This window comes from Comamonas koreensis (genome assembly GCF_014076495.1).
Lineage (GTDB): Bacteria > Pseudomonadota > Gammaproteobacteria > Burkholderiales > Burkholderiaceae_C > Comamonas > Comamonas squillarum.
Genome location: NZ_CP043575.1, coordinates 4,016,141 through 4,038,291, shown reverse-complemented (window position 1 = coordinate 4,038,291; position 22,151 = coordinate 4,016,141). Strand labels below are relative to the sequence as shown.

General features: G+C 60.5%; 15 protein-coding genes. 13 read left to right on the top strand and 2 right to left on the bottom strand.

Annotated features, from left to right (window positions below; all coding sequences use genetic code 11):
• The first annotated feature begins 2 nt into the window (after nt 1–2).
• The 3 genes from F0Q04_RS18400 to F0Q04_RS18390 are packed head-to-tail and all read left to right on the top strand — an operon-like array spanning nt 3 to nt 7,750.
• Nucleotides 3–3,113 carry an efflux RND transporter permease subunit gene (locus tag F0Q04_RS18400; protein ID WP_116925942.1) on the top strand — a complete coding sequence of 1,037 codons (3,111 nt, stop codon included), beginning with the start codon at nt 3–5 and terminating at the stop codon, nt 3,111–3,113.
• Entirely contained in the window at nt 3,110–6,301 is a 3,192-nt protein-coding gene (locus F0Q04_RS18395) for an efflux RND transporter permease subunit (protein WP_182342829.1), read from the top strand. Before F0Q04_RS18400 ends, F0Q04_RS18395 begins: the two co-directional genes overlap by 4 nt.
• Nucleotides 6,302–6,307: 6 nt before the next feature.
• On the top strand, nt 6,308–7,750 hold the full coding sequence (locus tag F0Q04_RS18390) for an efflux transporter outer membrane subunit (protein WP_116925944.1): 1,443 nt from the start codon (nt 6,308–6,310) through the stop codon (nt 7,748–7,750).
• Between the two features lie 16 nt (nt 7,751–7,766).
• On the opposite strand, the gene F0Q04_RS18385 is transcribed toward F0Q04_RS18390, so the two are convergent.
• Nucleotides 7,767–8,834, bottom strand: coding sequence for a DNA/RNA non-specific endonuclease (locus F0Q04_RS18385; RefSeq protein WP_116925945.1), 1,068 nt, complete (start codon nt 8,832–8,834; stop codon nt 7,767–7,769).
• Nucleotides 8,835–9,372: 538 nt separating this feature from the next.
• On the opposite strand from F0Q04_RS18385, the gene F0Q04_RS18380 reads away from it, so the two are divergent.
• Nucleotides 9,373–9,648 (top strand): hypothetical protein, encoded by a 276-nt coding sequence (locus F0Q04_RS18380; protein ID WP_182342827.1) that lies wholly within the window; start codon nt 9,373–9,375, stop codon nt 9,646–9,648.
• 940 nt (nt 9,649–10,588) lie between these two features.
• Here F0Q04_RS18380 and F0Q04_RS18375 read toward each other — a convergent pair.
• Entirely contained in the window at nt 10,589–11,284 is a 696-nt protein-coding gene (locus tag F0Q04_RS18375) for a LexA family transcriptional regulator (protein ID WP_182342825.1), read from the bottom strand.
• Nucleotides 11,285–11,710: 426 nt separating this feature from the next.
• Between F0Q04_RS18375 and F0Q04_RS18370 the strand changes: the two genes are divergently transcribed.
• From F0Q04_RS18370 to F0Q04_RS18330, 9 genes are all read left to right on the top strand, one after another.
• A complete protein-coding gene (locus F0Q04_RS18370; RefSeq protein WP_182342823.1) occupies nt 11,711–11,983 on the top strand; it encodes a helix-turn-helix transcriptional regulator in 273 nt (90 codons plus the stop codon).
• Between the two features lie 2 nt (nt 11,984–11,985).
• Entirely contained in the window at nt 11,986–12,927 is a 942-nt protein-coding gene (locus F0Q04_RS18365) for a hypothetical protein (RefSeq protein ID WP_182342821.1), read from the top strand.
• Nucleotides 12,924–13,385: a hypothetical protein gene (locus tag F0Q04_RS18360; protein WP_182342819.1), complete on the top strand. Its 462-nt coding sequence runs from the start codon at nt 12,924–12,926 to the stop codon at nt 13,383–13,385. The genes F0Q04_RS18365 and F0Q04_RS18360 overlap by 4 nt, the downstream gene beginning before the upstream one ends.
• Nucleotides 13,386–13,437: 52 nt before the next feature.
• Nucleotides 13,438–13,950, top strand: coding sequence for a hypothetical protein (locus F0Q04_RS18355; RefSeq protein ID WP_182342817.1), 513 nt, complete (start codon nt 13,438–13,440; stop codon nt 13,948–13,950).
• A 721-nt stretch (nt 13,951–14,671) separates the two neighbouring features.
• The gene (locus F0Q04_RS18350; RefSeq protein ID WP_182342815.1) at nt 14,672–15,319 is read left to right on the top strand and encodes a phage tail tube protein; all 648 of its coding nucleotides are present in this window, start codon (nt 14,672–14,674) and stop codon (nt 15,317–15,319) included.
• A 99-nt stretch (nt 15,320–15,418) separates the two neighbouring features.
• Nucleotides 15,419–15,802 (top strand): phage tail assembly chaperone, encoded by a 384-nt coding sequence (locus F0Q04_RS18345; protein ID WP_182342813.1) that lies wholly within the window; start codon nt 15,419–15,421, stop codon nt 15,800–15,802.
• Nucleotides 15,802–16,143 (top strand): DUF1799 domain-containing protein, encoded by a 342-nt coding sequence (locus tag F0Q04_RS18340; protein ID WP_182342811.1) that lies wholly within the window; start codon nt 15,802–15,804, stop codon nt 16,141–16,143. The genes F0Q04_RS18345 and F0Q04_RS18340 overlap by 1 nt, the downstream gene beginning before the upstream one ends.
• Before the next feature lie 64 nt (nt 16,144–16,207).
• Entirely contained in the window at nt 16,208–21,205 is a 4,998-nt protein-coding gene (locus tag F0Q04_RS18335; RefSeq protein ID WP_182342809.1) for a phage tail length tape measure family protein, read from the top strand.
• Nucleotides 21,202–22,098, top strand: coding sequence for a hypothetical protein (locus F0Q04_RS18330; RefSeq protein WP_182342806.1), 897 nt, complete (start codon nt 21,202–21,204; stop codon nt 22,096–22,098). Before F0Q04_RS18335 ends, F0Q04_RS18330 begins: the two co-directional genes overlap by 4 nt.
• Nucleotides 22,099–22,151: the final 53 nt, after the last annotated feature.

Below are 22,151 nucleotides of genomic sequence, written 5' to 3'. Positions count from 1 at the left end.
CGATGAGTCCTTCCCGTCCCTTTATCCAGCGGCCGGTAGCGACGGCCTTGCTGATGCTGGCCATCGTGCTGACCGGTCTGGTTGGCTTTCGGCTGCTGCCGCTGTCGGCGCTGCCCGAGGTGGATTACCCGACGATCCAGGTGCAGACCCTGTACCCGGGGGCCAGCCCCGAGGTGATGAGCCGCACGGTGAGTGCGCCGCTCGAGCGCCAGCTCGGCCAGATGTCCGGCCTGGACCGCATGGCATCGACCAGCGCAGCGGGCGTGTCCATCGTGACCTTGCAGTTCCAGCTGGGCTTGTCGCTGGATGTGGCCGAGCAAGAAGTGCAGGCGGCCATCAACGCCAGCAGCGCGCTGCTGCCGGCCGACCTGCCCGCGCCCCCGATTTATGCCAAGGTCAATCCGGCCGACACGCCGGTGATGAGCCTGGCCATCACCTCCAAGGAGCTGCCGCTCACCGAGGTGCAGAACATCGTCAATACGCGCCTGGCGCAGAAGATCAGCCAGGTCACCGGCGTGGGGCTGGTCAGCCTGGAGGGCGGGCAAAAGCCTGCGATGCGCATCCAGGCCAACACCCAGGCGCTGGCGGCCAATGGCATCACCCTGAGCAGCCTGCGCACTGCCATCAGCAATGCCAATTCCAACACCGCCAAAGGCAGTTTTGATGGCCCCAAGCGCTCGTACTCGATCAACAGCAACGACCAGCTGCTGACCGCTGCCGACTACATGAACCTGGTGGTGTCCTGGAAGGACGGCGCCCCGGTGATGATGAAGGATGTGGCGCGCGTGGTGGCGAGCGCCGAGAACGACCGGCTCGCCGCCTGGGTCGATGAGACACCCGCGATCATCTTGAACGTGCAGCGCCAGCCCGGCGCCAATGTGATTGCGACGGTGGACGCGATCAAGCAGCGCCTGCCCGAGCTCACCGCCTCCTTGCCCGCCTCGGTCGAGGTCAAGGTGCTGACCGACCGCACCACCGGCATCCGCGCCTCGGTCGAGCATGTGCAGATGGAGCTGGCGCTGGCCGTGGTGATGGTGGTGCTGGTGATCTTCTTTTTCCTGCACAGCCTGCGCGCCACGGTGATTGCGAGCCTGGCCGTGCCCATCTCGCTGATCGGCAGCTGCGGGGCCATGTACCTGCTGGGCTACAGCCTGAACAACCTGAGCCTGATGGCGCTGACCATTGCCACCGGCTTTGTCGTCGACGATGCAATCGTGATGATCGAGAACATTGCGCGCTACATCGAGGAGGGCGAGACGCCGATGGCCGCTGCCTTGAAGGGCGCCGCGCAAATCGGCTTTACCATCATCTCGCTGACCGTGTCGCTGATCGCGGTGCTGATTCCGTTGCTCTTCATGGGCGACATCGTCGGGCGTCTGTTCCGCGAATTTGCGGTGACCCTGGCGATCACCATCCTAATCTCGGCAGTGGTCTCGCTCACCTTGGTGCCGATGATGTCGGCGCGCTGGCTCAAGCAAGAGGACACCAGCGCGCACACGCGCGGCTGGGCCAGCTCGGTGCAGCGCGGTTTCGACAAGGTGATCCACCACTACGACCGGGGGCTGCACTGGGTGTTTCGCCACCAGGCGCTGACCCTGGTCGTGGCCGTGGCCACCGTGGTGCTGACGGGCCTGCTCTACCTGGCCATCCCCAAGGGCCTGTTCCCGACGCAGGACACCGGCCAGCTGCAGGCGCAGATCGAGGCGGCGCAAGAAGTGTCCTTTGCCCGCATGAGCAACCTGCAGCGGCAGGCCGTGAGCGCCATCCTGCAGGACAAGGATGTCGCCTCGGTCAGCTCGGTGGTGGGCGTGGATGCGGCCAACAACACCATGCTCAACACCGGCAGCCTGTCGATCAACCTGACCCGGCCGCATGATGCGCAGGATGAGGTGATGCAGCGCCTGCGCGAGCGGGTGAGCCAGGTGGCGGGGGTGCGCATTTTTCTGCAGCCCTCGCAGGACCTGACCATCGACTCGCAAACCGGCCCTACCGAATACCGCCTGTCGATCGGCGGCGTGAACACCGACCAGGTCAATGACTGGACGCAAAAGCTCGTCAGCCAGCTGCAGAATGTGGCCCAGGTGCGCAATGCCACGAGCGACGCCGGGCGCAAGGGCCTGTCGGCCTATGTGAATGTGGACCGCGATACCGCATCGCGCCTGGGCATCAGCGCCAGCAGCATCGATGACAGCCTCTACAGCGCCTTTGGCCAGCGCATTGTCTCGACGATCTTCACGGAGACCAACCAGTACCGGGTGATTCTGGAGGCGCAGCAGGAGCAGCTCAACAGCGTGCAGACCCTGGGCAACCTGGCCATCAATGCCAGCAGCACGGGCGCTACGCCGCTGTCGGCGATTGCCAAGATCGAGGAGCAGATGGCGCCGCTGCAGGTGACCCGCGTGTCGCAGTACCCGGCCGCCACCCTGGGCTTTGACACGGCGCCTGGCGTGTCGCTGGGCCATGCGGTCGATGCCATCAAGCAGGCGGCCAAGGACATCGGCATGCCCGCGTCGCTGACCATGGAGTTCCTGGGCGCAGCGGCGGCCTACCAGAACTCGCTCACCAGCCAGCTGGTCTTGATTTTGGCGGCGCTGGTCTGCGTCTACATCGTGCTGGGCGTGCTGTACGAGAGCTATGTGCACCCGCTCACCATTCTCTCGACCCTGCCATCGGCCGGCGTGGGCGCCTTGCTGGCGCTGATGATCAGCGGCAACGACCTGGGCGTGATCGGCATCATCGGCATCATCTTGCTGATCGGCATCGTCAAGAAGAACGCGATCATGATGATCGACTTTGCGATCGATGCCGAGCGCAACCAGGGCATGGCACCGCAAGAGGCCATCCACCAGGCCGCGCTGCTGCGCTTTCGGCCCATCTTGATGACGACCTTGGCCGCCTTGTTTGCCGCGCTGCCGCTGATGTTTGGCTGGGGCGAGGGCGCCGAGCTGCGCCGCCCGCTGGGCCTGGCCATTTTTGGCGGGCTGATGCTCAGCCAGTTGCTGACCTTGTTCACCACGCCGGTGATCTACCTGGTGTTTGACCGCCTGGGTGCCCGCTTTGGCCGCCGCCAAGCCGGTACTGCGGATGGAAGCCATTCCGAGGTGCAGGCATGAACCTGTCCCAGCCCTTTGTCAAACGCCCGGTCGCAACGGTCCTGCTGACCATTGGCATGGCATTGGCGGGTATTGCCGCGTTCTTTGCGCTGCCGGTGGCACCGCTGCCGCAGGTGGACTACCCGGTGATCTCGGTCACGGCCAGCCTCTCGGGCGCGAGCCCAGAGAACATGGCCTCGAGCGTGGCCACGCCGCTGGAGCGCCACCTGGGCGTGATTGCCGGTGTCAACGAGATGACCTCGCGCAGCTCGACCGGCTCGGCCAATGTGACCTTGCAGTTTGACCTCAACCGCGACATCAATGGCGCCGCGCGCGAGGTGCAGGCGGCCATCAATGCAGCGCGCACCGATCTGCCTTCTGACCTGCGCAGCAACCCCACCTACCGCAAGATGAACCCGTCGGATTCGCCGATCATCATCTTGGCGATGACCTCGCCCACGCGCACCCCCGGCGAGCTGTATGACGAAGTCTCCAACGTGGTGAGCCAGCGCATCTCGCAGGTCGATGGTGTGGGCGATGTGGAAATCGGCGGCGGCTCCTTGCCGGCGGTGCGGGTCGAGCTCTTGCCCCAGGCGCTGAGCCACTACGGCATTGCGACCGAGGATGTGCGCGCCGCCATCCAGGCGGCCAATGCCAACCGGCCCAAGGGCGCCATCGAGAGTGGCGGCAACCGCCTGCAGATCTACACCCCCGCGCCCGAGCGCAAGGCCAGCTGGTACCAGGGCCTGGTGGTGGGCTGGCGCGACAATGCGGCCGTCCGCCTAGGCGATGTGGCGCGCGTCATCGACGGGCCGGCCAATGTCTACACGATGGGGCTGTTCAACGGCCAGCCCGCCATCCTGGTGCTGATCACGCGCCAGCCCGGCGCCAACATCATCAATACCGTGGACAACGTGCGCAAGCTCCTGCCCGAGCTGCAGGCCCAGCTGCCCAAGGATGTGAAGATCCAGGTGGCAAGCGACAGCACCAACTCGATCCGCTCGTCGCTGCGCGAGATCGAGACCACCTTGATGGTGTCGGTGATCCTGGTGGTGCTGGTGGTGGGCGCCTTTATCCGCAAGGCGCGCGCCACGGTGATTCCGGCGGTGGCCACCGTGGTGTCGCTGCTGGGCACCTTTGGCGTGATGTACCTGCTGGGCTATAGCCTGAACAACTTGAGCCTGATGGCGCTGACGGTCGCCACCGGTTTTGTCGTCGATGATGCGATTGTGGTGCTGGAGAACACCAGCCGCCATATCGAGCAGGGCATGGACAAGATGGCCGCCGCGCTGCAGGGCGCGCGCGAGGTGGGCTTTACCGTGCTGTCGATCAGCCTGTCCCTGGTGGCGGTGTTCATTCCGCTGCTGTTCATGGAAGGGCAGATCGGCCGTTTGTTCAAGGAGTTCGCCGTGACCTTGTCGGTCGCGGTGATGATCTCGCTGGTCATCTCGCTGACCACCACGCCGATGATGTGCGCCTGGTTTCTGCGCAATGAGGATGCGATTGAGACGGCGCCGCGCGGCCGCTTTGCCCGCGCGCTGGAAAGCGGCTATGACTGGATGTTGCGCGTTTATGAGCGCTGCCTGGATTGGGCCTTGCATGCCAAGGCCGTGGTGATGCTGATCCTGGTGATCGTCATCGGCATGAATGGCTATTTGTTCATGCATGTGCAAAAGGGCTTTTTCCCGCAGCAGGACAATGGCCAGCTCGCCGGCGGCCTGCGCGCAGACCAGAGCATCTCGTCGACCGCGATGGCCGGCAAGCTCAAGGAGGCACTGGCCATCATCCAGCAGGACCCGGCCATCGACACGGTGGTGGGCTTTGCCGGCGGCAGCCGCTCGGGCGGCGGCTTTGTGTTCATCAACCTCAAGCCGGTGAGCGAGCGCGATGTGACCAGCCTGCAGGTGGTCGCGCGCCTGCGGCCGCAGCTGTCGCAGATCACCGGTCTGCGCGTGTTTCTGAACCCGGTGCAGGATTTGCGCATGGGGGGGCGCTCGTCGAACTCGACCTACCAGTACACCCTCAAGAGCGACAACACCGCCGACATGAAGAAATGGGCCACGCGCCTGGCCGAGCGGCTCAAGCAAGAGCCCTTGCTGCAGGACGTGGACACCGACCAGTCCGACAGCGGCGTGGAAGTCTATGTCGAGGTGGACAAGCAGGCTGCAGCACGCCTGGGGGTGAATGCCAAGTCCATCAACAATGCGCTCTACAACGCCTTTGGTCAGCGCTCGGTGGCCACCATCTACAGCGATCTGAACCAGTACTCGGTGATCATGGAGTGGGCGCCCGAATACACGCGTGGGCCGCCGGCGCTGCAGGATATCTATGTGCCATCGAACCTGAGCGGCACCGAGGGCACCGCGGCCAACCCGGCGCTGCGCAGTGCATCGACCGGCAGCGTGATCAGCACCAGCGTGGCCACCATGGTGCCGCTGTCGAGCTTTGCCAAGGTGCTTGAGCGCCCTGCGCCCACCAGTGTGAACCACCAGGATGGTGAGCTGTCGACGACGATATCGTTCAACCTGGACGCAGGCGTGGCGCTGAGCGAAGCCCAGCAGGTGATTGCCCAGGCCGAGGCCGATATCGCCATGCCGATCAATGTGCGCGGCAGCTTCCAGGGCACGGCGCTGAGCTTTCAGAAATCGCAGAACCAGCAGCTCTACCTGATCCTGGCTGCGATTGTCGTGATCTACATCGTGCTGGGCATGCTCTATGAAAGCCTGGTGCACCCGATCACCGTATTGTCCACGCTGCCATCGGCGGGGGTGGGCGCGGTGATTGCGCTGATGCTGTTTGACATGCAGTTCACGGTGATTGCGCTCATCGGGGTGTTCTTGCTCATTGGCATCGTGAAGAAAAACGCCATCCTGATCATCGACTTTGCGCTGGAGGCCGAGCGATCACGGGGGCTGACCGCGATCGATGCGGTGCGCGAGGCCTGCCTGCTGCGTTTTCGCCCCATCCTGATGACCACCTTGGCCGCCGCGCTGGGTGCCTTGCCACTGGCCATTGGCTTTGGCCAGGGCTCGGAGCTGCGCCAGCCGCTGGGCATCGCCATCATTGGCGGCCTGCTGGCCAGCCAATTGCTGACCCTGGTCACCACCCCCGTGGTCTATGTGCTGCTGGACAAGCTGCGCCGCCGCGCGCCCAACGAGCGTGACCTGGGCCGTGCCTCGAGTGACGGCATGCCTACCCTGGAACACTGATACGCCATGACGCCTTCTCTTGATCTTTCCTATTCTTTTCGTGCCCCCCTGCTGCGCAGCCTGGCGCTGGCGCTATGCTGCGCAGGGCTCTTGAGCGCCTGCTCGGTGGCCCCCGTCTACCAGGTGCCCGCCACGCCAGCGCCAGCCAGCTTCAAGGAAGCGGGCGCGCTGTGGCAAAGCGCCCAGCCCAACGATGCGGTGGACCGGGGCGACTGGTGGACGCTGTTTGCGGACGAGCCGCTCAACCAGCTCGCTGCCCGGGTGCAGGTGCACAACCAGAACATTGCCGCGGCTGCTGCCGCTGTGCAGCAAGCCCAGGCCGCGTTGCGCGTGGAGCAGGCCGGCTTGCTGCCGACCGTCAGTGGCAGCCTGGGCCAGACGCGCCAGGGTGGCAGCCAGTCCAGCAGCAATGGCAGTGCCTCGCTGGGCATCAGCGCCGCCTGGGATGCAGACCTGTGGGGCCGCCTGCGCGAATCGGTGAGCGCCGCCCAAAGCAGTGCCCAGGCGAGCGAAGCCGATCTGGCCGCTGCGCGCCTGTCGGCCGTGGGCAGCCTGGTGCAGAACTATTTCCGCCTGCGCGAGGCCGATGCCGAGATGCAGATCCTGCTGCAATCGATCGAGGGTTACCAGCGCAGCCTGCTGATTGCCCAGAACCGCTACGACGTGGGGGTGGAGGCGCGCACGGCAGTGCTGCAGGCGCAGACCACGTTAACCAATACCCAGGCCAGCGTGGAGTCCCTGCGCCAGTCGCGCCAGACCTACGAGCATGCGATTGCCGTGTTGACGGGCCAGGCGCCGGCGCAGTTTGACCTGCCGCCCGCCGCCTGGAACGTGACCGTGCCCGAGATTCCGGGCGTGGTGCCATCGACCCTGCTGGAGCGCCGGCCCGACATTGCCGCTGCCGAGCGCGCGGTGGCTGCTGCCAATGCCCAGATCGGCGTGGCCCAGGCGGCCTACTACCCGAGCCTGGGCCTGAGCGGCTCGTTGAACCGCTCGGGGTCGAACATCGGCAACCTGTTCAGCGCCTCGGGCCTGCTGTGGTCGCTGGGCGCATCGCTGAGCCAGAGCATTTTCAACGCCGGCGCCACCACCGCGCAGGTCGATTCGGCCCGCGCCGCGCATGCGGCCCGCACGGCCAGCTACCGCCAGTCGGTGCTGGCGGCGTTCCAGGCGGTCGAAGATGTGCTGAGCAATGTGGCGGCGCTCAATGCCCAAAAGCCGCTGCTGCAGCAAAGCCTCGATTCTGCCGAGAAGGTCGAGCAGCAGATGCTCAACCGCTACAAGGAAGGCCAGGTGCCCTATACCGATGTGGTCACCGCCCAGGCCACAGCGCTGTCGGCACGTCGATCCTTGATCCAGCTGCAGCTGAACCAGCAACTGGCAGCGGCCCAACTCATCCAGGAGCTGGGGGGCGGCTGGCATGCCGATTGGATGAAGCCGGGCGCCTAAAGCTCAGCCAAAGGGTTCAGTGCAGATGGGGCAGAAAATTGCGCCCTGTCCGCTGCACAAATTGCGCATAGCTCATTGGCGCGCCCAGCTGCGCATCGCCCCGGTTGGGCAGCACCCAGGCCCAGGCGCGTTGCTGCTGCTCATCAAACACCAGCTTGTACAAATGGCTGGGCACCCAGACCTGGTTGCGGCCAATGGTGGGGGTCTGGCCCTCAAACAAGGGGCCGGTATAGACAAACACGTTGCCGCTGGCGCGCTTGGCGTACTTGCGCACATCCGCTTCGAGCTTGGACCAGACCTGGCGGTTGTGCGTCGGGTCCTGCGGCACCATGTTGGACAGCGCAAAGGACTGCGCCATGCCGGTGGCGGTGCTCTGGTCCGCTGCCGGCGCCATATGGCCCCGGTCATAGCCACTGGCCTGGTAATCGGACAGCTCGGCCTTGTAGGCCGCGCGCAGGCGCGCATCGGCATAAAAGTGGTCGGTGCGCTGCAAGCCCGCCGCGCCTTGCAGCCGCTGGCGGCTCAAGCGCTCCACCGTGACGATCGGCGTTTTGGACAGCCCCGAATAAAGCACCGCAAACCCGGTCGAGCACAGGGTGACGGGCATCCAGTTGCGCCCCACACTGGCAGCACTGAGCGGCGCGCTGGCGGGCAGCTGCTCGGCGCAGTCGGCAAAGCCCTGGCTGCCTTTATCGCTGCTCGCCTGGCTGGAAGGGGGCGGGGTGGGGGTGGCTGAAGCGTGCCCGGCATCTGACGCAGCGCCCCGGCTTTGCCGGGCAATCTCTAGAAAGCGGCTTTGCCAGTCTGCCGCGGTGGACTGGACCTCTTCCACCCAGTGCTGCACCGTTTGCACCGGCGGCAGCTGCTGCAGCCACTGAGTGCTATGGCTGACCGCCCATTGGCGGATAGGGTCGAGTTGCGGCACATAGGCGGCCGACGCGATGGCTGCGACCGCGCTGTAGGCGGCAATCGCCCCTTTGCCCACCATGCCGCGTAAATAACCGCGCAGCAGGCCGGGGGCGGACTTGGATGCTTTTTTCTTTTTGGCGGGGCGCTTGGCGGAACGGGGAGGAGGGCAGGCCATGAACTACGACAACCGGGGCATGCCGACCTTTAGCCAGCACAGCAAGACAACTGCCGTATTGTGGCTCAAATTGCTACCTGTTGCCTGAAATTGCTATGAATTTTTAAGCTAACTATCTAGTGCAATGAATGCGTTGTGGCTATATGGTGCTGAAGGCCGCCAAGCACAGGACTGTATAAAAATATGGCAAATATTGCGCTGTAGAAGCGCAGCTGGCACAGCCGCCCCCGCGCCACCGGGGCTGGTGCTTCAACCAACGGTCTGCGGCGGTGGCTGCATCCCTCATAAAACAGATTTCACACGAATAGCAAACAACTGCAAACTGATAGTTGTTGTTAACCACAAATAGATTTAATCGAATATCATATAGCTATCAATTATAGCTAAGTGTTAGCGCGGAGTTAATCGCTGTAGCCGTTTCTGTCATTTACCATCCGCGCTGGGGGAGAATCCAGTGCGGAATTTCTGATGGCGGCACAGGTAATGGGTGGTAATGGTATTTGCTGCCCCCCTAATTCGCAAAGACAATATTTACTCAATGTACACCCCTGTCTACGTGTATTTGTCGTCAGAGCCGTTTTCGAAGATAAAACTCAAGCCCACCAGCCATTTCGGCGTGTACAGAACGGATCCCATCAAGCTCGTGGTGAACGAAACCACGGTGGCGACCTACCAGTATGTGCGGCTGGACCGGGTATTCAACAAGATTTTTATCTACGATATCCATTTGCGCCGCGATGTGGGCAGCCTGGGCCTGGGCCAGTTTTATGATGAGCAAATGGGCGGGCGGGCGAAGTCGGGCGGGGATGAGTAATTATTGAAGTATTTTAATAAGGTACTCATTGCTTTATTAAGCTGCACATGAGCTATTCGGCCAGTTTGGAAGTTAGCGATATGGATCTATTTGGTAGCCATGGATCGTTGCTTCAAATACCTTACTCAACATGCTGTATTTGTGCATTGTTGCCAAGCCCCTATGACGTTAGCTGGACACGCAGTTCAAATATCTACTCAGACTTTTGAGCTATATATGTGAGCACATGTGTTAGTAGTATCTCCATTTTCCAGAGCCATGCTACTGGACTGCGCACTGAAGTGGCATGCATTGCTCGCCGCTCTTAACCTCGTCGCTTATAGACGAGGTCACCCGATCAAGCCATCTCTTCGAACGGGAGGACCGCAGCACTAGCTGGTCGGAGTGCGCTGTTAGTAAATACACGGGGTGGTTTTGGCTACCTCAATGAATCAACCGCTCTCTGTGGAGCACGTCTATGGCGAACTGCTACAGGCTGCGCACCATTGTCATGACCTCTATCGCTGCATTGAGTATTATAGGTATCAAAATTAATTAAATGATATCTATGAGATGCTTTTCTGCGATCATGTGCGCTTGTTCGTGGCTTAGCGTCTTCCAATTTCAGCGGTTTCGGCGCCCGGTCCGAACCATCTGCAGTCGCGGGATCCGTTATTTGGGTTACGGTTTGCGCGGGCTATGTCCGGTGTCACTTGTTGGCTAGCCTTCGCCAGGATGGATAGATAGTCAAACCTAAGTTAATATCAAAATTTAACTATAGTTAAGTAAATTTCTGAACTATTCTTAATTTCTACAATAAGATGCCCGGTGTCGGGTGCAGCATTGGCGCCAAGTATGCAGGCAGTGCTGACCGGTGATCTGCACCGGTCGCCTGCAATCAATAGTTGGTGGGTCAAAAGCCCGAGCGTGCGGTGGGTAAAGACAAGGCTTTGGCTGGTGGTCAGAGCTTCTGTCCATTCCAGGCCCAAAGAACTCGGCCGCGCACATCGAGTTGCTCCCGGCCGTCGAGCAAGTCTGAGGTCTTGATGCTCGGGTTGTCGCTGCTGATCTCGAACTGGCCATCCCAGCGTTGGCGCACGCGTTTTACAAAAAGTCGGTCATGGGCGCACAGCACATACACCCCATCGATATCGACCAGGCGAATGCCAGTATCAACCAGCAAGATATCGCCATCGTTGAAGGTGCCCTTCATCGAGTCACCATAGGCATGGATAAAACGCAGCGCCTGCACATGGGAAGGCTTGACGCGCTGCGTGACCCACTCCTGAGAGAGCTTCAGATCTCCTGTCAGCACGTCGTGCTCCAGCAACTCTGCGCCTGAGCCCATCGATGCGCTGTTGGACAGCACAGGCACGGCGATGGTGGGACGCCCGGGAATCGGCGCAGGGGACAGGTCACTATAGGGCATCACCATGTTGGAGCGCGACATCGTACCTTCGCCCAGCGCCAGCCAATCAGACGAGACATTGAGCAGCTGCGCTGCGCGAGCGCTGTTCTCCGCCGTCAATGCCTTGGTGTTCCCGTCCACCACCTTCTTGATCGCTTGGTAGGACAGTCCCAGCCGGTCTGCCAGATCGGCTGTTTTCATCTCTGCAGCAGTCATCGCCTGAACCAGGCGGTCTTTGTATTCAACCATGGTTTAAATTCTCGTAGAAAACGTCTTAACTATAGTTGCTATTTGTTCTGAACTATGGTTTAATTGTGACATGTCTACACCAAAGTCACAAGCCATCCAAGATCAGAGCCAGGCCCCCGGTTCTGTGGTGGCGCATGAAGCAGCGCTCATGGAGTCGGTTTCAGAAGCAGGGGGCTCTTATGGCGTGGTGGGCCGCGTCGGATTCAACAAGTCAGGCTGGTCAACCCTTGGTGCTTCTGTGCACGCAGGGTTGGTCCCGAATGCCTTTAGCCGCCCGGCGCAGTCTGTTGCATCCAAGTTCAGCCCGCAGCGGGTATCCAGAACCGTGGAGCGCAATCCCCGATACCCCGGCTATTTCATCGAGAGCGGGGCCCAAGCCCAGGCCTCTCACCATAAAACCCAACGTATTTTGAAAGGAGCACTGCGATGAACAACACCCGAGCCTATGACCCTGTGAGCAGCCCCTGCGCTGCAGAGCATTCGGCACGGTTTGCTGACAGACATGTCTCCCGCATCATGGCAGCGCTGCAAGATGAGAAGTCGCTGACGGCAGGCGAGATGGCCGAATGCACTGGCATGACGGTTGAGCAAATCTGCCGCCGCCTGCCCGAGCTTGAGCGACGTGGCCATACCCAGGTAGTGCAGTTTGAAGGCGCGGATCTGCTGCGCAATGGCTATCGCGTATGGGAGGCGGTGTGAGCATGCAGCTGCCCTGGTTTCGCGCCTACACGGAGATGGTCGACGACGAGAAGCTGCGCCTGCTCGCCTTCGAGGATCGCTGGCATTTCATGGCGCTGCTGTGCCTCAAGGGGCGAGGTGTTCTGGATGATGCCGGCCCTTTGATGATGCGCAAGGTCGCCGTCAAGATGGGCATTGACACCCGCACCTTGGCGGAGGTGGGTCGTCGCTTGGCTGAGGTAGGTCTGATCGACCAGGAGAGCTTGCAGCCTTTGCGCTGGAACTCGCGCCAGATGCGCAGCGACACTGACCCCACGGCTGCTGATCGCAAACGCCGCCAGCGCGCAAAAGCCAAAGCCGGTTCCGCGCTGCAGTCCGAGACGGATGGGGTACGCGTGACCGCAGGCGATGTCACGCGTACAGACAGAGAGACAGATGCAGATACAGAAGCAGAGAAAAATACAAATGATGCTGGTGCGGTGACGGCTGGCGCAGGCCTGGGCTTTGGTCAGGCTGCCGGAGCCATGCATGACTCCAAGGCCAAAGCGGCCACACGCCTTGCCGATGCCTGGATGTTGCCGCAAGCCTGGTGTGACTGGGCACAGCAAGCCCGGCCAGATCTGACAGACGATGACGTGCGCAAGCAAGCGGAGGTGTTTGCCGATTTCTGGCATGCCAAGGCTGGCGCTGATGCGAAAAAGCTGGACTGGCTGGCGACCTGGCGCAACTGGATTCGGCGCTGCGAAACCCTCAAGCCCTTTGCACGGCAAGCATTTGGTGCGCAGTATCACAGCGGCGAGACCAGCTACCAGCGCAGCATGCGGGAACGCGCCCAAGAGGCAGTTCCTTCCATTGCCCGGCAAGCTCCTGAAGCTTCGCCCGCCGATTTTTTCAAAAGCCAGGCCATTGAGGTCGCGGCCAGGCGCATTGAGCGGCCACAGAAAAATATCGGAGGTGCGGCATGAGCTTGCCGGTCGCATGGATAGACAAGATTTTTACCAAGCTCACCTTGGTATATGGCCGCGACTTTCTGGGACGATGGGAGGGCCTGGACCTCAATGCCGTGAAATCCGATTGGGCGCATGAGCTGGCGGGTTTCGAGAAATTCCCGGAAGGCATCGCCCACGCATTGACACACCTAGATCTGGTCAAGCCGCCCACTGTGTTCCAGTTCCGCGATCTGGCGCGCAAGGCACCTGTGCCAGAGGCTCGGCAACTGTCCGCGCCGCTGGCCTCGCAAGCCGTTGTCGCCGAGCAGCTCAAACGCTTGGCGCCGCAGCTCCAGCGTGCGCAGGCGCCGGCGGACAAAGGCTGGGCACACGCGATCATCCAGCGCGTCAAGGCCGGCGAGAGGCTCAACCCGACCACGGTCCGCTTTGCGCGTGAGGCAGTGGACGCGGATGGGAGGCAGGCATGGTCTTGACCACCATGCCAGACGAGCGCATGGCACTAGACCGCAGCGCCCACCTGAACATATGCGCAAGCAGAACCCGACTGAACCCAGCCAGCACAACGGCATTGAAGGAGCAAGCATGAGCAATACAGCAGAGCGGTACACGGCCGCGATAAGTTCCCGTGATCTGTCGGATGAATCGCACCGCATCGGCCAGGTGGACCTGATCAAGGCCAGCGGGATGAGCAAAGCCAACGTCGCCTTGCACTATCTGCGGATCATCACCAAGCCTAGCAGGGTGGATATGGAGCGTATGTACACAGCCTTGATCCAATACGGATCGACCAAGAAGCTGGCCGATCCTCAAGATGCTGCCCTTGAAGCCATGGCTTGGCTGCTGGACCAAAGGTGCAAGCCATGCCAGGGAACAGGCCTGACGGCCAAGGATGGCAAGAGCTACAAGTGCCTCAAATGCAAGGGTGCGATGCTGGCCAAGGAACCCAGCCGCAGGGATGTGCAGTTCCTTATCGACTATGTGATGGATTGCAAAAGAACGCACAGCAATAACTTGAATAAGTTGTTGCGGCCTGGCTAAAACTGTGGTATTCTCGTAATCGTTGAGACAGTGATGCGAAGGACGCGAAAGTAGCCCGCCAATGTCCCCAGCCATGAACTACTTGCGATGCTGTTGCGGCATCGCAAGGCCTTGGATGGCAGAGCTATGCCACCAGCCTTTGAAGCCTCGCCCCGTGCGGGGCTTTTGCATTTCTGGCGTGGGTAAATGCGCTGAAAAATGTCTGCACAGATGGGCTGTGGCGTTGTGCTGCTTCACCTATACGGCGCCACACAATTGCACTTACCAGGCACCCATTCTTCTTACCTGCATGTTTGCGCCGAGGCCCGCTTTATGTGGGCTCTGTCGTTTCAACTGCAGCAAGCGCAGTCCGCACCTGAGTGGTTTGACGGTGTGGTATCTCCTGCTGAGAGCTTCCCAGTGCTTGAAGAAGCGAACAGCAGCCCCAGCCCGCTTGGATGGTCTGATGGGGCATTGATCTGGAGGCCAGTGTTCGTGCTGGCCTTTGTAGTTACCGCAGGGCAGGCTCGGCGCGCATGCGCAGCCAACCATCTGGAGCCTAGCCCCTGCGACCCTTGACGAGAAAGCGCAGGCTGCTGACGTTCAATATATCGTCGACTGCCTTGTCTCTTTCAACCATCGCATACCGCCGAGAGGCGGTTTTTTTGTGCCCGACGAGGGCGAAACCGATCCGCCCTGCAATGGCGCAGGCGGATTTTTCTTTTTCTAGAAAGGCCCAACCATGGCTTATGAAGTATCGACCGGCACCCGCTTCGCAATCTCGACCGGCTTTGGCGCTCCCGTCTCCGTGACCACCATCTCCAACGCCGCACCTCCTGTGATTGCTGCAGCCGCGCACGGCCTGAGTGCCAAGGACCCCTTCCTGCTCAACACGGGCTGGGAGGACATGAACGACTCGATCTTGCGTGTGGGTTCGGCCACCACGGGTGCCATCACCCTGGAAGACGAAGACACCTCTGATCTGATCCAGTTCCCCAGCGGCTCGAGCGCCGGCACGGTCCGACCCATCACCGGTTGGACCGAGCTGCAGCAGGTCAGCGAAATCAGCCCTACCGGCGGTGAGCAGCAGTACGCGGAATTCGCGCCGCTGTCGCAGAAGTACGGCATCAAGATCCCCACGACCCGCTCGGCAATGAGCTGGGAGCTGACCTTCGGCTGGGATCCCACCCTGCCTGGCTACAAGGCAGCGGTGAATGCCTCCCGTGCCAACCGACTGGTGGCGATTCGCATGGCGCTGCCCAACGGGGGCTCGGTCAGCTATGCCTATGGCTACATCAGCGTGCAGGAAACCCCCGTGGTGGCCTCCAACGCTGTGACCACCGGCAAGCTGACCCTGTCCATGCTGCGCCCCATCAAGACCTACAAGTAAAGGTCGCCACACCTGTCTTGACCGATCAAGGCGGGTTTTCTATGCCCGGCAGGTAGCACCTGCACGGGCTTTTTTTGTTTGAAAAGAAGGAAATTCATCATGGCGAAGTCTCTCGCATCGTTTGCACCCACTCCCACCTTCAAAGGCACTGCCGATGTGCCCGTTGCCGGCAAGGGCCCGCAACCCCTGGGCCTGACCTTCCGCTTTCATGACACCGAAGCCATGAAGGCGCTGTCGGCCGAGTTCACAGCCTTGCAAGACAAGTACAAGGCGACGGCCGAGGCCCCGCTCAGCGATGAGCAAGAGAAGGACATGCGTACCGACCAGGCCAAGCTGGTGATGAAGATCGTGTCCGCCTGGGAGTTCACCGATGACTTCAGCGTTGAGAACATCACGCAGTTCTTTGTGACCCATGCGTTCGCCTTCGGTGCGATTGTGACTGGCTTCTTCCAGGCTCATTCGGGCGCCAAGACAAAAAACTGATGGAGCTGGGCCGCGCGCTGTTTGGCGAACGGTCCAGTCCCCAACAACTGGTGGCCATGGGCTTTCCTTCCGAGATCATTAAGGAACGCGAGCCCCTGGTGTGCTACCCCGACAACGAGCTGGCCTACCGCTGCTTCATCGACAACTCCAGCCAGTGGCGTGCAGGCATGGGCGGCATCTACGCCCTTGACTACAACGTGATCTACAGCTGGTTGGATGCCGAGGGCATCAAAAAGCGCAAGCGCAACCAGGTGCTGCGCGAAGTCGGCCTGCTGGAACGGGGCGCGCTTGAAGCGATGCAGACGCGCAGGGAAGCACAGGAGCGCTCCCGCCAGAAATAGCCCACCTCGGTGGGCTTTCCTTTTTCTACGCTCGCCTCGGCGGGCCATTTCTATTGGTGCTGCTATGGCTGATCTAGAAAAAAATATCAAGATTGGTGTCGACCTCTCGGATCTCCAGGTGGGTGTCCATGAGGCCATCAACAGCATTCAGGGCTTCTGGAGTTCGGTCGAGGCCGGCTCCAGAAATTCCGCACAATCGTTCGAGCTGATGACCTCGGCGTTTCAGAGCCAGTCATCGGTGATCCAGGTGGGGATCCGGGATACCCAGCGCTTCTCAGAAACCTTTGTTCAGGTGCAGCAAACCAGCCAGGTTGCGCTGAGTAGCTACTCCAGAGACCTGGCGACGGTGCAGCAAGAGCAAGAGAGCGCAAATGCCTCTGCCAAACGCTGGACCGAATCCACCAAGGTGGTGTTCGGCCTGCTGGCACAAGGCGCGCCCGCGTTCTTTGGCAAATTCATCACCGAGACCATCAATGCAGAGAAGCAGCAGGCCCAGCTCTCTGCCGTGTTGAAGTCCACCGGCGAGGCTGCGGGTTGGTCACAGGAACGGCTCAACGGCATGGCGACATCGCTGTCCAAGTCCAGTGTCTTCTCGACCGGCGATATCACCCAAGCGCAAACGCAGCTGCTGAACTATTCCAATGTGGTGGGGCAACAGTTTCCGCAGGCCATGCAGGCCGTGGTGGATATGTCTTCGCGCATGGGCACATCGGTGACCAGCTCTGCGGAGACCATTGGACAGGCGTTGAACTCCCCGTCCGAAGGGCTCAAAGCGCTGGCGGACAAGGGGGTGCAATTCACCGACCAGCAAAAAGAGATGGTCGCGCAGTTGGAAGCCACCGGCCAAGTTGGTGCGGCACAGGCCGTTATTCTGGATGCGCTGCAAACCTCGTATGGCGGTGCGGCAGTTGCTGCCAGGGATACGCTGGGTGGCGCCTTGGAGGCGCTGCAGCACAGCTTTGCGACGGCCATGACAGGCGACAGCGGCAGCCTGCAAGGGATGCGCGAGGGCATTGAGTCGTTGAACGATACGCTGTCCTCCGAAGCGACACGCGAAGGCTTTCAGACAGTGATTGGCGCGATTGCTGGCGTCATTGAAATTGCCATCAAAGGCATCAGTGCGCTTGGGCAGCTGGCGAATGCCGCCTCGCTGAGTCGCAAGGAGACTGCGCACAAGACCGCCAGTGCTAACTTTGACTGGAACAAGAAGAACTATGAGGAGGCCAAGGACTTGGCAGAAGCTGAGCCTGGCAACAAGCGCTACGCAGCTGAAGCTCAGAAATACTACGATGCGATGCGGGCTGACCATGCGAATATGCAGCGCATCACTGCATCGATGCAGCCTCCGACCATCGAGCTACCGACGGTCAAAGTGGAAACTCCCAAAATCACGCCGAGGCGGGCACCTTCTGCAGGAAGTAATTCTGCTGGCAATGCCCCCCGTGAATCTAATGGGGGTGATCAGGAGCATGCGATTTCTGGCATCAAGTCCAGGATTGCGGCCGAAGAGGATCTGATTGATCGTCTCAAGGAGCGGGCTGCAGCGGCCGCCAGCATGAGCGAGTCAGACCAGCTAGTCATGAAGCTGCAGAAAGAAATTGCTCGCACAACGGATGCGAGTACCAAAGCCAATTTGCAAGGCCAGCTTGTTGAAGCGCAGCGCTACCAGGTGATCCAGCAGGTCCGGGGTGAACTGGAGAAGCAGATTCAGACCCAGGACGAAGCAAGCAAGAGCTATCTCAAATATATCGACGACCTGAAAAAGTCAGCAAGTGCGATTGGCGATATGGCAGACAAGCAGGATGTGGCCAACGCAAACTTTGGAAAGTCCAAGATAGCTATTGCCGAAATGGCGATGGAGAAAGCCCGGTCCGAAGCAAACAATGCCAGCGGAGTGCCCTGGAGACCTGAGGTCAGCGAAGGTTTGGCGAAGGTTGCCGAGCAGCATGAGCGTTATGTGCAATCGCTGAAAGAAGGCGCATACATCGAGGCCAGCAGCAAGTATGCAGAGCAGCTGAAAGCTGCAAAAGAGGAATATGAACTGCAGCAATACAGCATGTCCCTGCTGGGCGTGGAAGAAAGCCAGCGCCAGAAACTGCTGGCTGTGCGCAAGGCTGAGTTGCAGCTTGCGCGTGAGATTGAGCAGATCAAAAAGAGTTCTTACGATTCCAACAGCGAAAAGAACGCGATCAAAGAAGCTGATTTGATTGCTCAGGCGAGACTCACTGCAGAGACGAAGCTACAGACCGAGCTGGCGCGCATTCAGGACCAATACGTCACGCAGCAGGCAAGCAAATATGCGGATGTCGTGCGCCAGGGATTCGCCGACTTTCTCAATAACGGCGCTCAGGGTCTGAAGAACTTGGGCAAGTCTTTGAAGACGACCGTACTGACCTCCATTTCAGATGCTTTGTACAAGGCATTCGCGCAGAAGTTTGTGATGAACATCGGCGCGAACATCACGGGCATTATTACCAGCGGAGTGGGATGGCTGGCTGGGTTGTTTGGTGGAGGCTCGGGACTTGGTGGTTCAGGCGATGGCGCCATGAGCTTGCTGAGCGGTGGGTCTAATGCATACAGCCTCTATACCGGGGAAGGATTGCTGGGTCAGACTTCTCGCTACGTAGGAAGCATGCTTGGCTGGGGTAATACTGCGACCTTTTCCGCGCATACCCTCAACTCAGCAAATGCAATAGGTATGGCCGGAGGTGACTCTCTTGGATTTCTGGCTACAAGCTCGGAAGCCGCGGGAGCTGGCGGATCCGGGATGGGCAGTTGGTTTTCCGGTGGCGGTTGGGTGATGAGTATCCCAATCATCGCGGCATACCTCGGCGGCATGTTCAAGGAAGAAAAGCAGGTCGGCAGCGGCCTGATGGGTGAGCTCGGCGGAGACATGTATGGCTACCAGCTGATGCGAGAAAGCGGCAGCTTGTTTGGTGGTCCGAAGTACCGCTACCTGGCTGCAGAGAAGGAGATCGAGAAGGCCAATGCGCAGATCGAAACGCTCCAAGGCCAGATCGCGGCGAACCCGGATGCCAAGGAGAATGGCTACCGTGAGCGCCAGCTCCAGCAGCTGTATTCGCGTGTCGAAATGCTCAAAGAGAACTATGGCACGGCGATTGAAGGCTCCAAAGGCCCTATCAAGGTGCTGCAGGATGCCTTCAAGGACATGCGTGAGGACACGGCCAAAAAAGCCGATACCCTGGGGCTGAATGGAGACGCAATCCGTGCCATGAAGGTGGCACTGGGGCTCGATGAGATCCATCCGGACACGGGCGGCAACGGCTTGCGGTTGACGGGCCTGTCGCAAGAGGAAGCATCGGCCAAGATCCAGCAGGCGCTCGCGCAGGCCAATGAAGAGCTGGCACGCAGTGTGCTCGGCAGCTGGCAGGAGCAGACCAGCGAAGTGACCCGCATGGTGTGGGACAACGTGCAAGTGGCCGGCGATGGAGACACTGAGCAATGGGCTCGTGTCGGCCGCCAGGTGACGGAGACGGTTACCGAGCAGATCTTCGTGATGAGCGAGTATGTGCGCACGGGTGAGACGGCAGTTGATGCCTTGACCCGCATGTCATCCAGCCTGGTCGGCGTCAACCAGATCTTTGAACTGTTTGGCTCTACCTTGCTGGAGGGCTCGCTCTCTGCAGGTGACTGGGCCAGCAAGCTGGTGGATGCGGTTGGCAGCATGGACGCGCTCACACAGGCCGCAAGCACTTATTACGATTTGTATTACAGCGACGACGAGAAGCGAAGCCGTGCGACCAAGGTGGCCAACGACGGTATGGAAGAGCGTGAGCTGGACCTGCGTGTTGGCGATGTGGATGCAAAGAAGAAGTACCGCGCCCTGGTTGACAAAGCGATTGCGGACAAGGACGAGGAGCTGCTCGCTTGGCTGCTGCAGTTTGCGGATGATTTTGCCAATGGCGTTGATGCCGTGAATGCCAGCTTGGAAGAGGGATCCAACAAGCTTCAGCATGCCCGGGAAACGACGCTGTCAACGTTGGGGCTGTCGATGGATGGCCTGGTCGATGGCTTCATCAATGAGATCAACGAGGGACGTGGTGCGGAAGCCGGTAGCTGGCTGGCCAATCAAATCTCGGCGGGCTTTGAGCAGGCTGTGTACGAGCAGGCGGTGAACACCATTCTGGCGTCCATGATCGACGGGATGATCACGCCGATGCTGACTGCTGCACTCACTGGAGCCAATGTGGCTGATGCCGTGAGCGGTGCAGCGATTGACAACATGATTTCAAATGCCAATGCGGCGCTGCAAGCACTGAATACGTTGCTGACCAGCACCGAATTCGTGGAGGGCATGGAGAAAATCAAGGTCACCGTCAAGTCGTTGGGGAACTCCATTGGCGTCAGCATTCCCAAAATGCGCAGCTACCAGGGAGGCGTCTCCAGCCTGGGCAGTTCCTACGACTCGTCCGCCAAGGCTGCAAACTCTGCGGCGGATGCGGCCAAGAAGCTGGCTGAACAGTGGTCCAAAACCATTGACGCCATGTCCAATGAAATGAAGCGGCTGCGCGGGCAGTTGCTGGGCTCTGGCCCGGACCACGGAGCGGCATATTACGAGTCCCTTTTTGCCATCAAGACGGCCCAGGCCCGATCTGGCAATCAGGATGCAGCCGACGAGCTGCCCTCGATCATCCAGGCGCTGGAGGAGCTAGCAAAAGCCAGTGCAACGTCCCAGGCCGATGTCTTGCTCAAGCAGTCGGCCTGGCTGGCGTCGTTGGCCGATACGAGGAACTTCCTGGCCAATAAATACGGCGTCGATATCGGCGATGTGAAAACCGCAGAGGTGGGCGCTGCCACTGCAGGGCGCGTGGTTCAGGCGAGTGGCAACACCGCTTTGCTCAGCGCGCTGCAGGCGTCGAGCGACAACCCGGTGCTGGTGGCGGAAGTGCGGGCCCTGCGCTTGGCACTCGACAACCATGATGCCAACCGCAAGGCCGAGGCCACGGTCGTTGTGCCTGCCGTGCAGCAACTCAACAAGACGCTGCGCATGTGGGACGCCGATGGAATGCCTGCAACACGTACACAGGAGGAAAACGCATGACAGGATTGAGAACCGTCAGCCCGCTGGAGATCAGCGATGGCGTGATCGTTGCGCAGCCGCCCGTGGAAGACACAGCTGCGGCCTGGTTGGCTGGCGCCTGGCCCGCAGGCGGCAGGGTGCGCTACCAGCATCTGGTCTACCAGGCCGGGGCGGACATCAATGACAGCATTCCGCCGCCGGACAACCCCACGCTCTGGATCAAAGTCGGGCCCACCAATACGTGGGCCCTTTTTAATGGGCGCACGTCGCAGAGCTCCAAGTTCAATGCGACGGCGTCCTACCGGTTCCGATTTGGACGCGCAGTGGATGCCGTATGTGCCATGGGCATGACCGGTGTGCATTCCGTCCGAGTGCGCGTGCTGGACCCTACCTATGGCACCGTCTATGACAAGGCACTCACCGTAGGCCTGGCGCCAGAGACCGCCGATTGGTGGGAATGGCACTTTGGCGAGTGGACGCCTACGGGTGTGCTGGGGCTCTTTACCGGGCTACCGGCATTCCCGCAAGCGGATGTGCTGGTGGATTTCATCGGCACGACCGACATGGAGGTCGGCAACCTCATTTTGGGCAATGCCAAAGAGTGGGGTCTGGGTGTCGAGATCGGGGCCTCGGTGGGTATCCAGGATTTTTCCCGAAAGGAGCTCGATGAGTTCGGCAACCGTGTGCTGGTCGAGCGCACCTACATCGGATGGGCGGATATGTCTGTGCCCATCCGGCGCTCAGAAATCATGGCCATCAAAAACTACATGACCAAGAACCGGGCCAAGCCCATTCTGTTCCTGGGCTCTCAAGACATTGAGGCCCTGAACGTATTTGGTATCGCCAAGGATTGGTCAGTCGCTATCGAGTACCACGACTACTCGATGTTTGCAATTCAACTTGAGGAGGTGTGATGCCTTTAGTCGTTCCAACCCCTATCCCCGCCTATCCCCCAGCGCCGCAGCCC

Coding starts and splice junctions, on each gene's coding strand:
- F0Q04_RS18400 (WP_116925942.1), top strand. CDS start 3: ATGAGTCCTTCCCGTCCCTTTATCCAGCGGCCGGTAGCGACGGCCTTG.
- F0Q04_RS18395 (WP_182342829.1), top strand. CDS start 3,110: ATGAACCTGTCCCAGCCCTTTGTCAAACGCCCGGTCGCAACGGTCCTG.
- F0Q04_RS18390 (WP_116925944.1), top strand. CDS start 6,308: ATGACGCCTTCTCTTGATCTTTCCTATTCTTTTCGTGCCCCCCTGCTG.
- F0Q04_RS18385 (WP_116925945.1), bottom strand. CDS start 8,834: ATGGCCTGCCCTCCTCCCCGTTCCGCCAAGCGCCCCGCCAAAAAGAAA.
- F0Q04_RS18380 (WP_182342827.1), top strand. CDS start 9,373: ATGTACACCCCTGTCTACGTGTATTTGTCGTCAGAGCCGTTTTCGAAG.
- F0Q04_RS18375 (WP_182342825.1), bottom strand. CDS start 11,284: ATGGTTGAATACAAAGACCGCCTGGTTCAGGCGATGACTGCTGCAGAG.
- F0Q04_RS18370 (WP_182342823.1), top strand. CDS start 11,711: ATGAACAACACCCGAGCCTATGACCCTGTGAGCAGCCCCTGCGCTGCA.
- F0Q04_RS18365 (WP_182342821.1), top strand. CDS start 11,986: ATGCAGCTGCCCTGGTTTCGCGCCTACACGGAGATGGTCGACGACGAG.
- F0Q04_RS18360 (WP_182342819.1), top strand. CDS start 12,924: ATGAGCTTGCCGGTCGCATGGATAGACAAGATTTTTACCAAGCTCACC.
- F0Q04_RS18355 (WP_182342817.1), top strand. CDS start 13,438: ATGCGCAAGCAGAACCCGACTGAACCCAGCCAGCACAACGGCATTGAA.
- F0Q04_RS18350 (WP_182342815.1), top strand. CDS start 14,672: ATGGCTTATGAAGTATCGACCGGCACCCGCTTCGCAATCTCGACCGGC.
- F0Q04_RS18345 (WP_182342813.1), top strand. CDS start 15,419: ATGGCGAAGTCTCTCGCATCGTTTGCACCCACTCCCACCTTCAAAGGC.
- F0Q04_RS18340 (WP_182342811.1), top strand. CDS start 15,802: ATGGAGCTGGGCCGCGCGCTGTTTGGCGAACGGTCCAGTCCCCAACAA.
- F0Q04_RS18335 (WP_182342809.1), top strand. CDS start 16,208: ATGGCTGATCTAGAAAAAAATATCAAGATTGGTGTCGACCTCTCGGAT.
- F0Q04_RS18330 (WP_182342806.1), top strand. CDS start 21,202: ATGACAGGATTGAGAACCGTCAGCCCGCTGGAGATCAGCGATGGCGTG.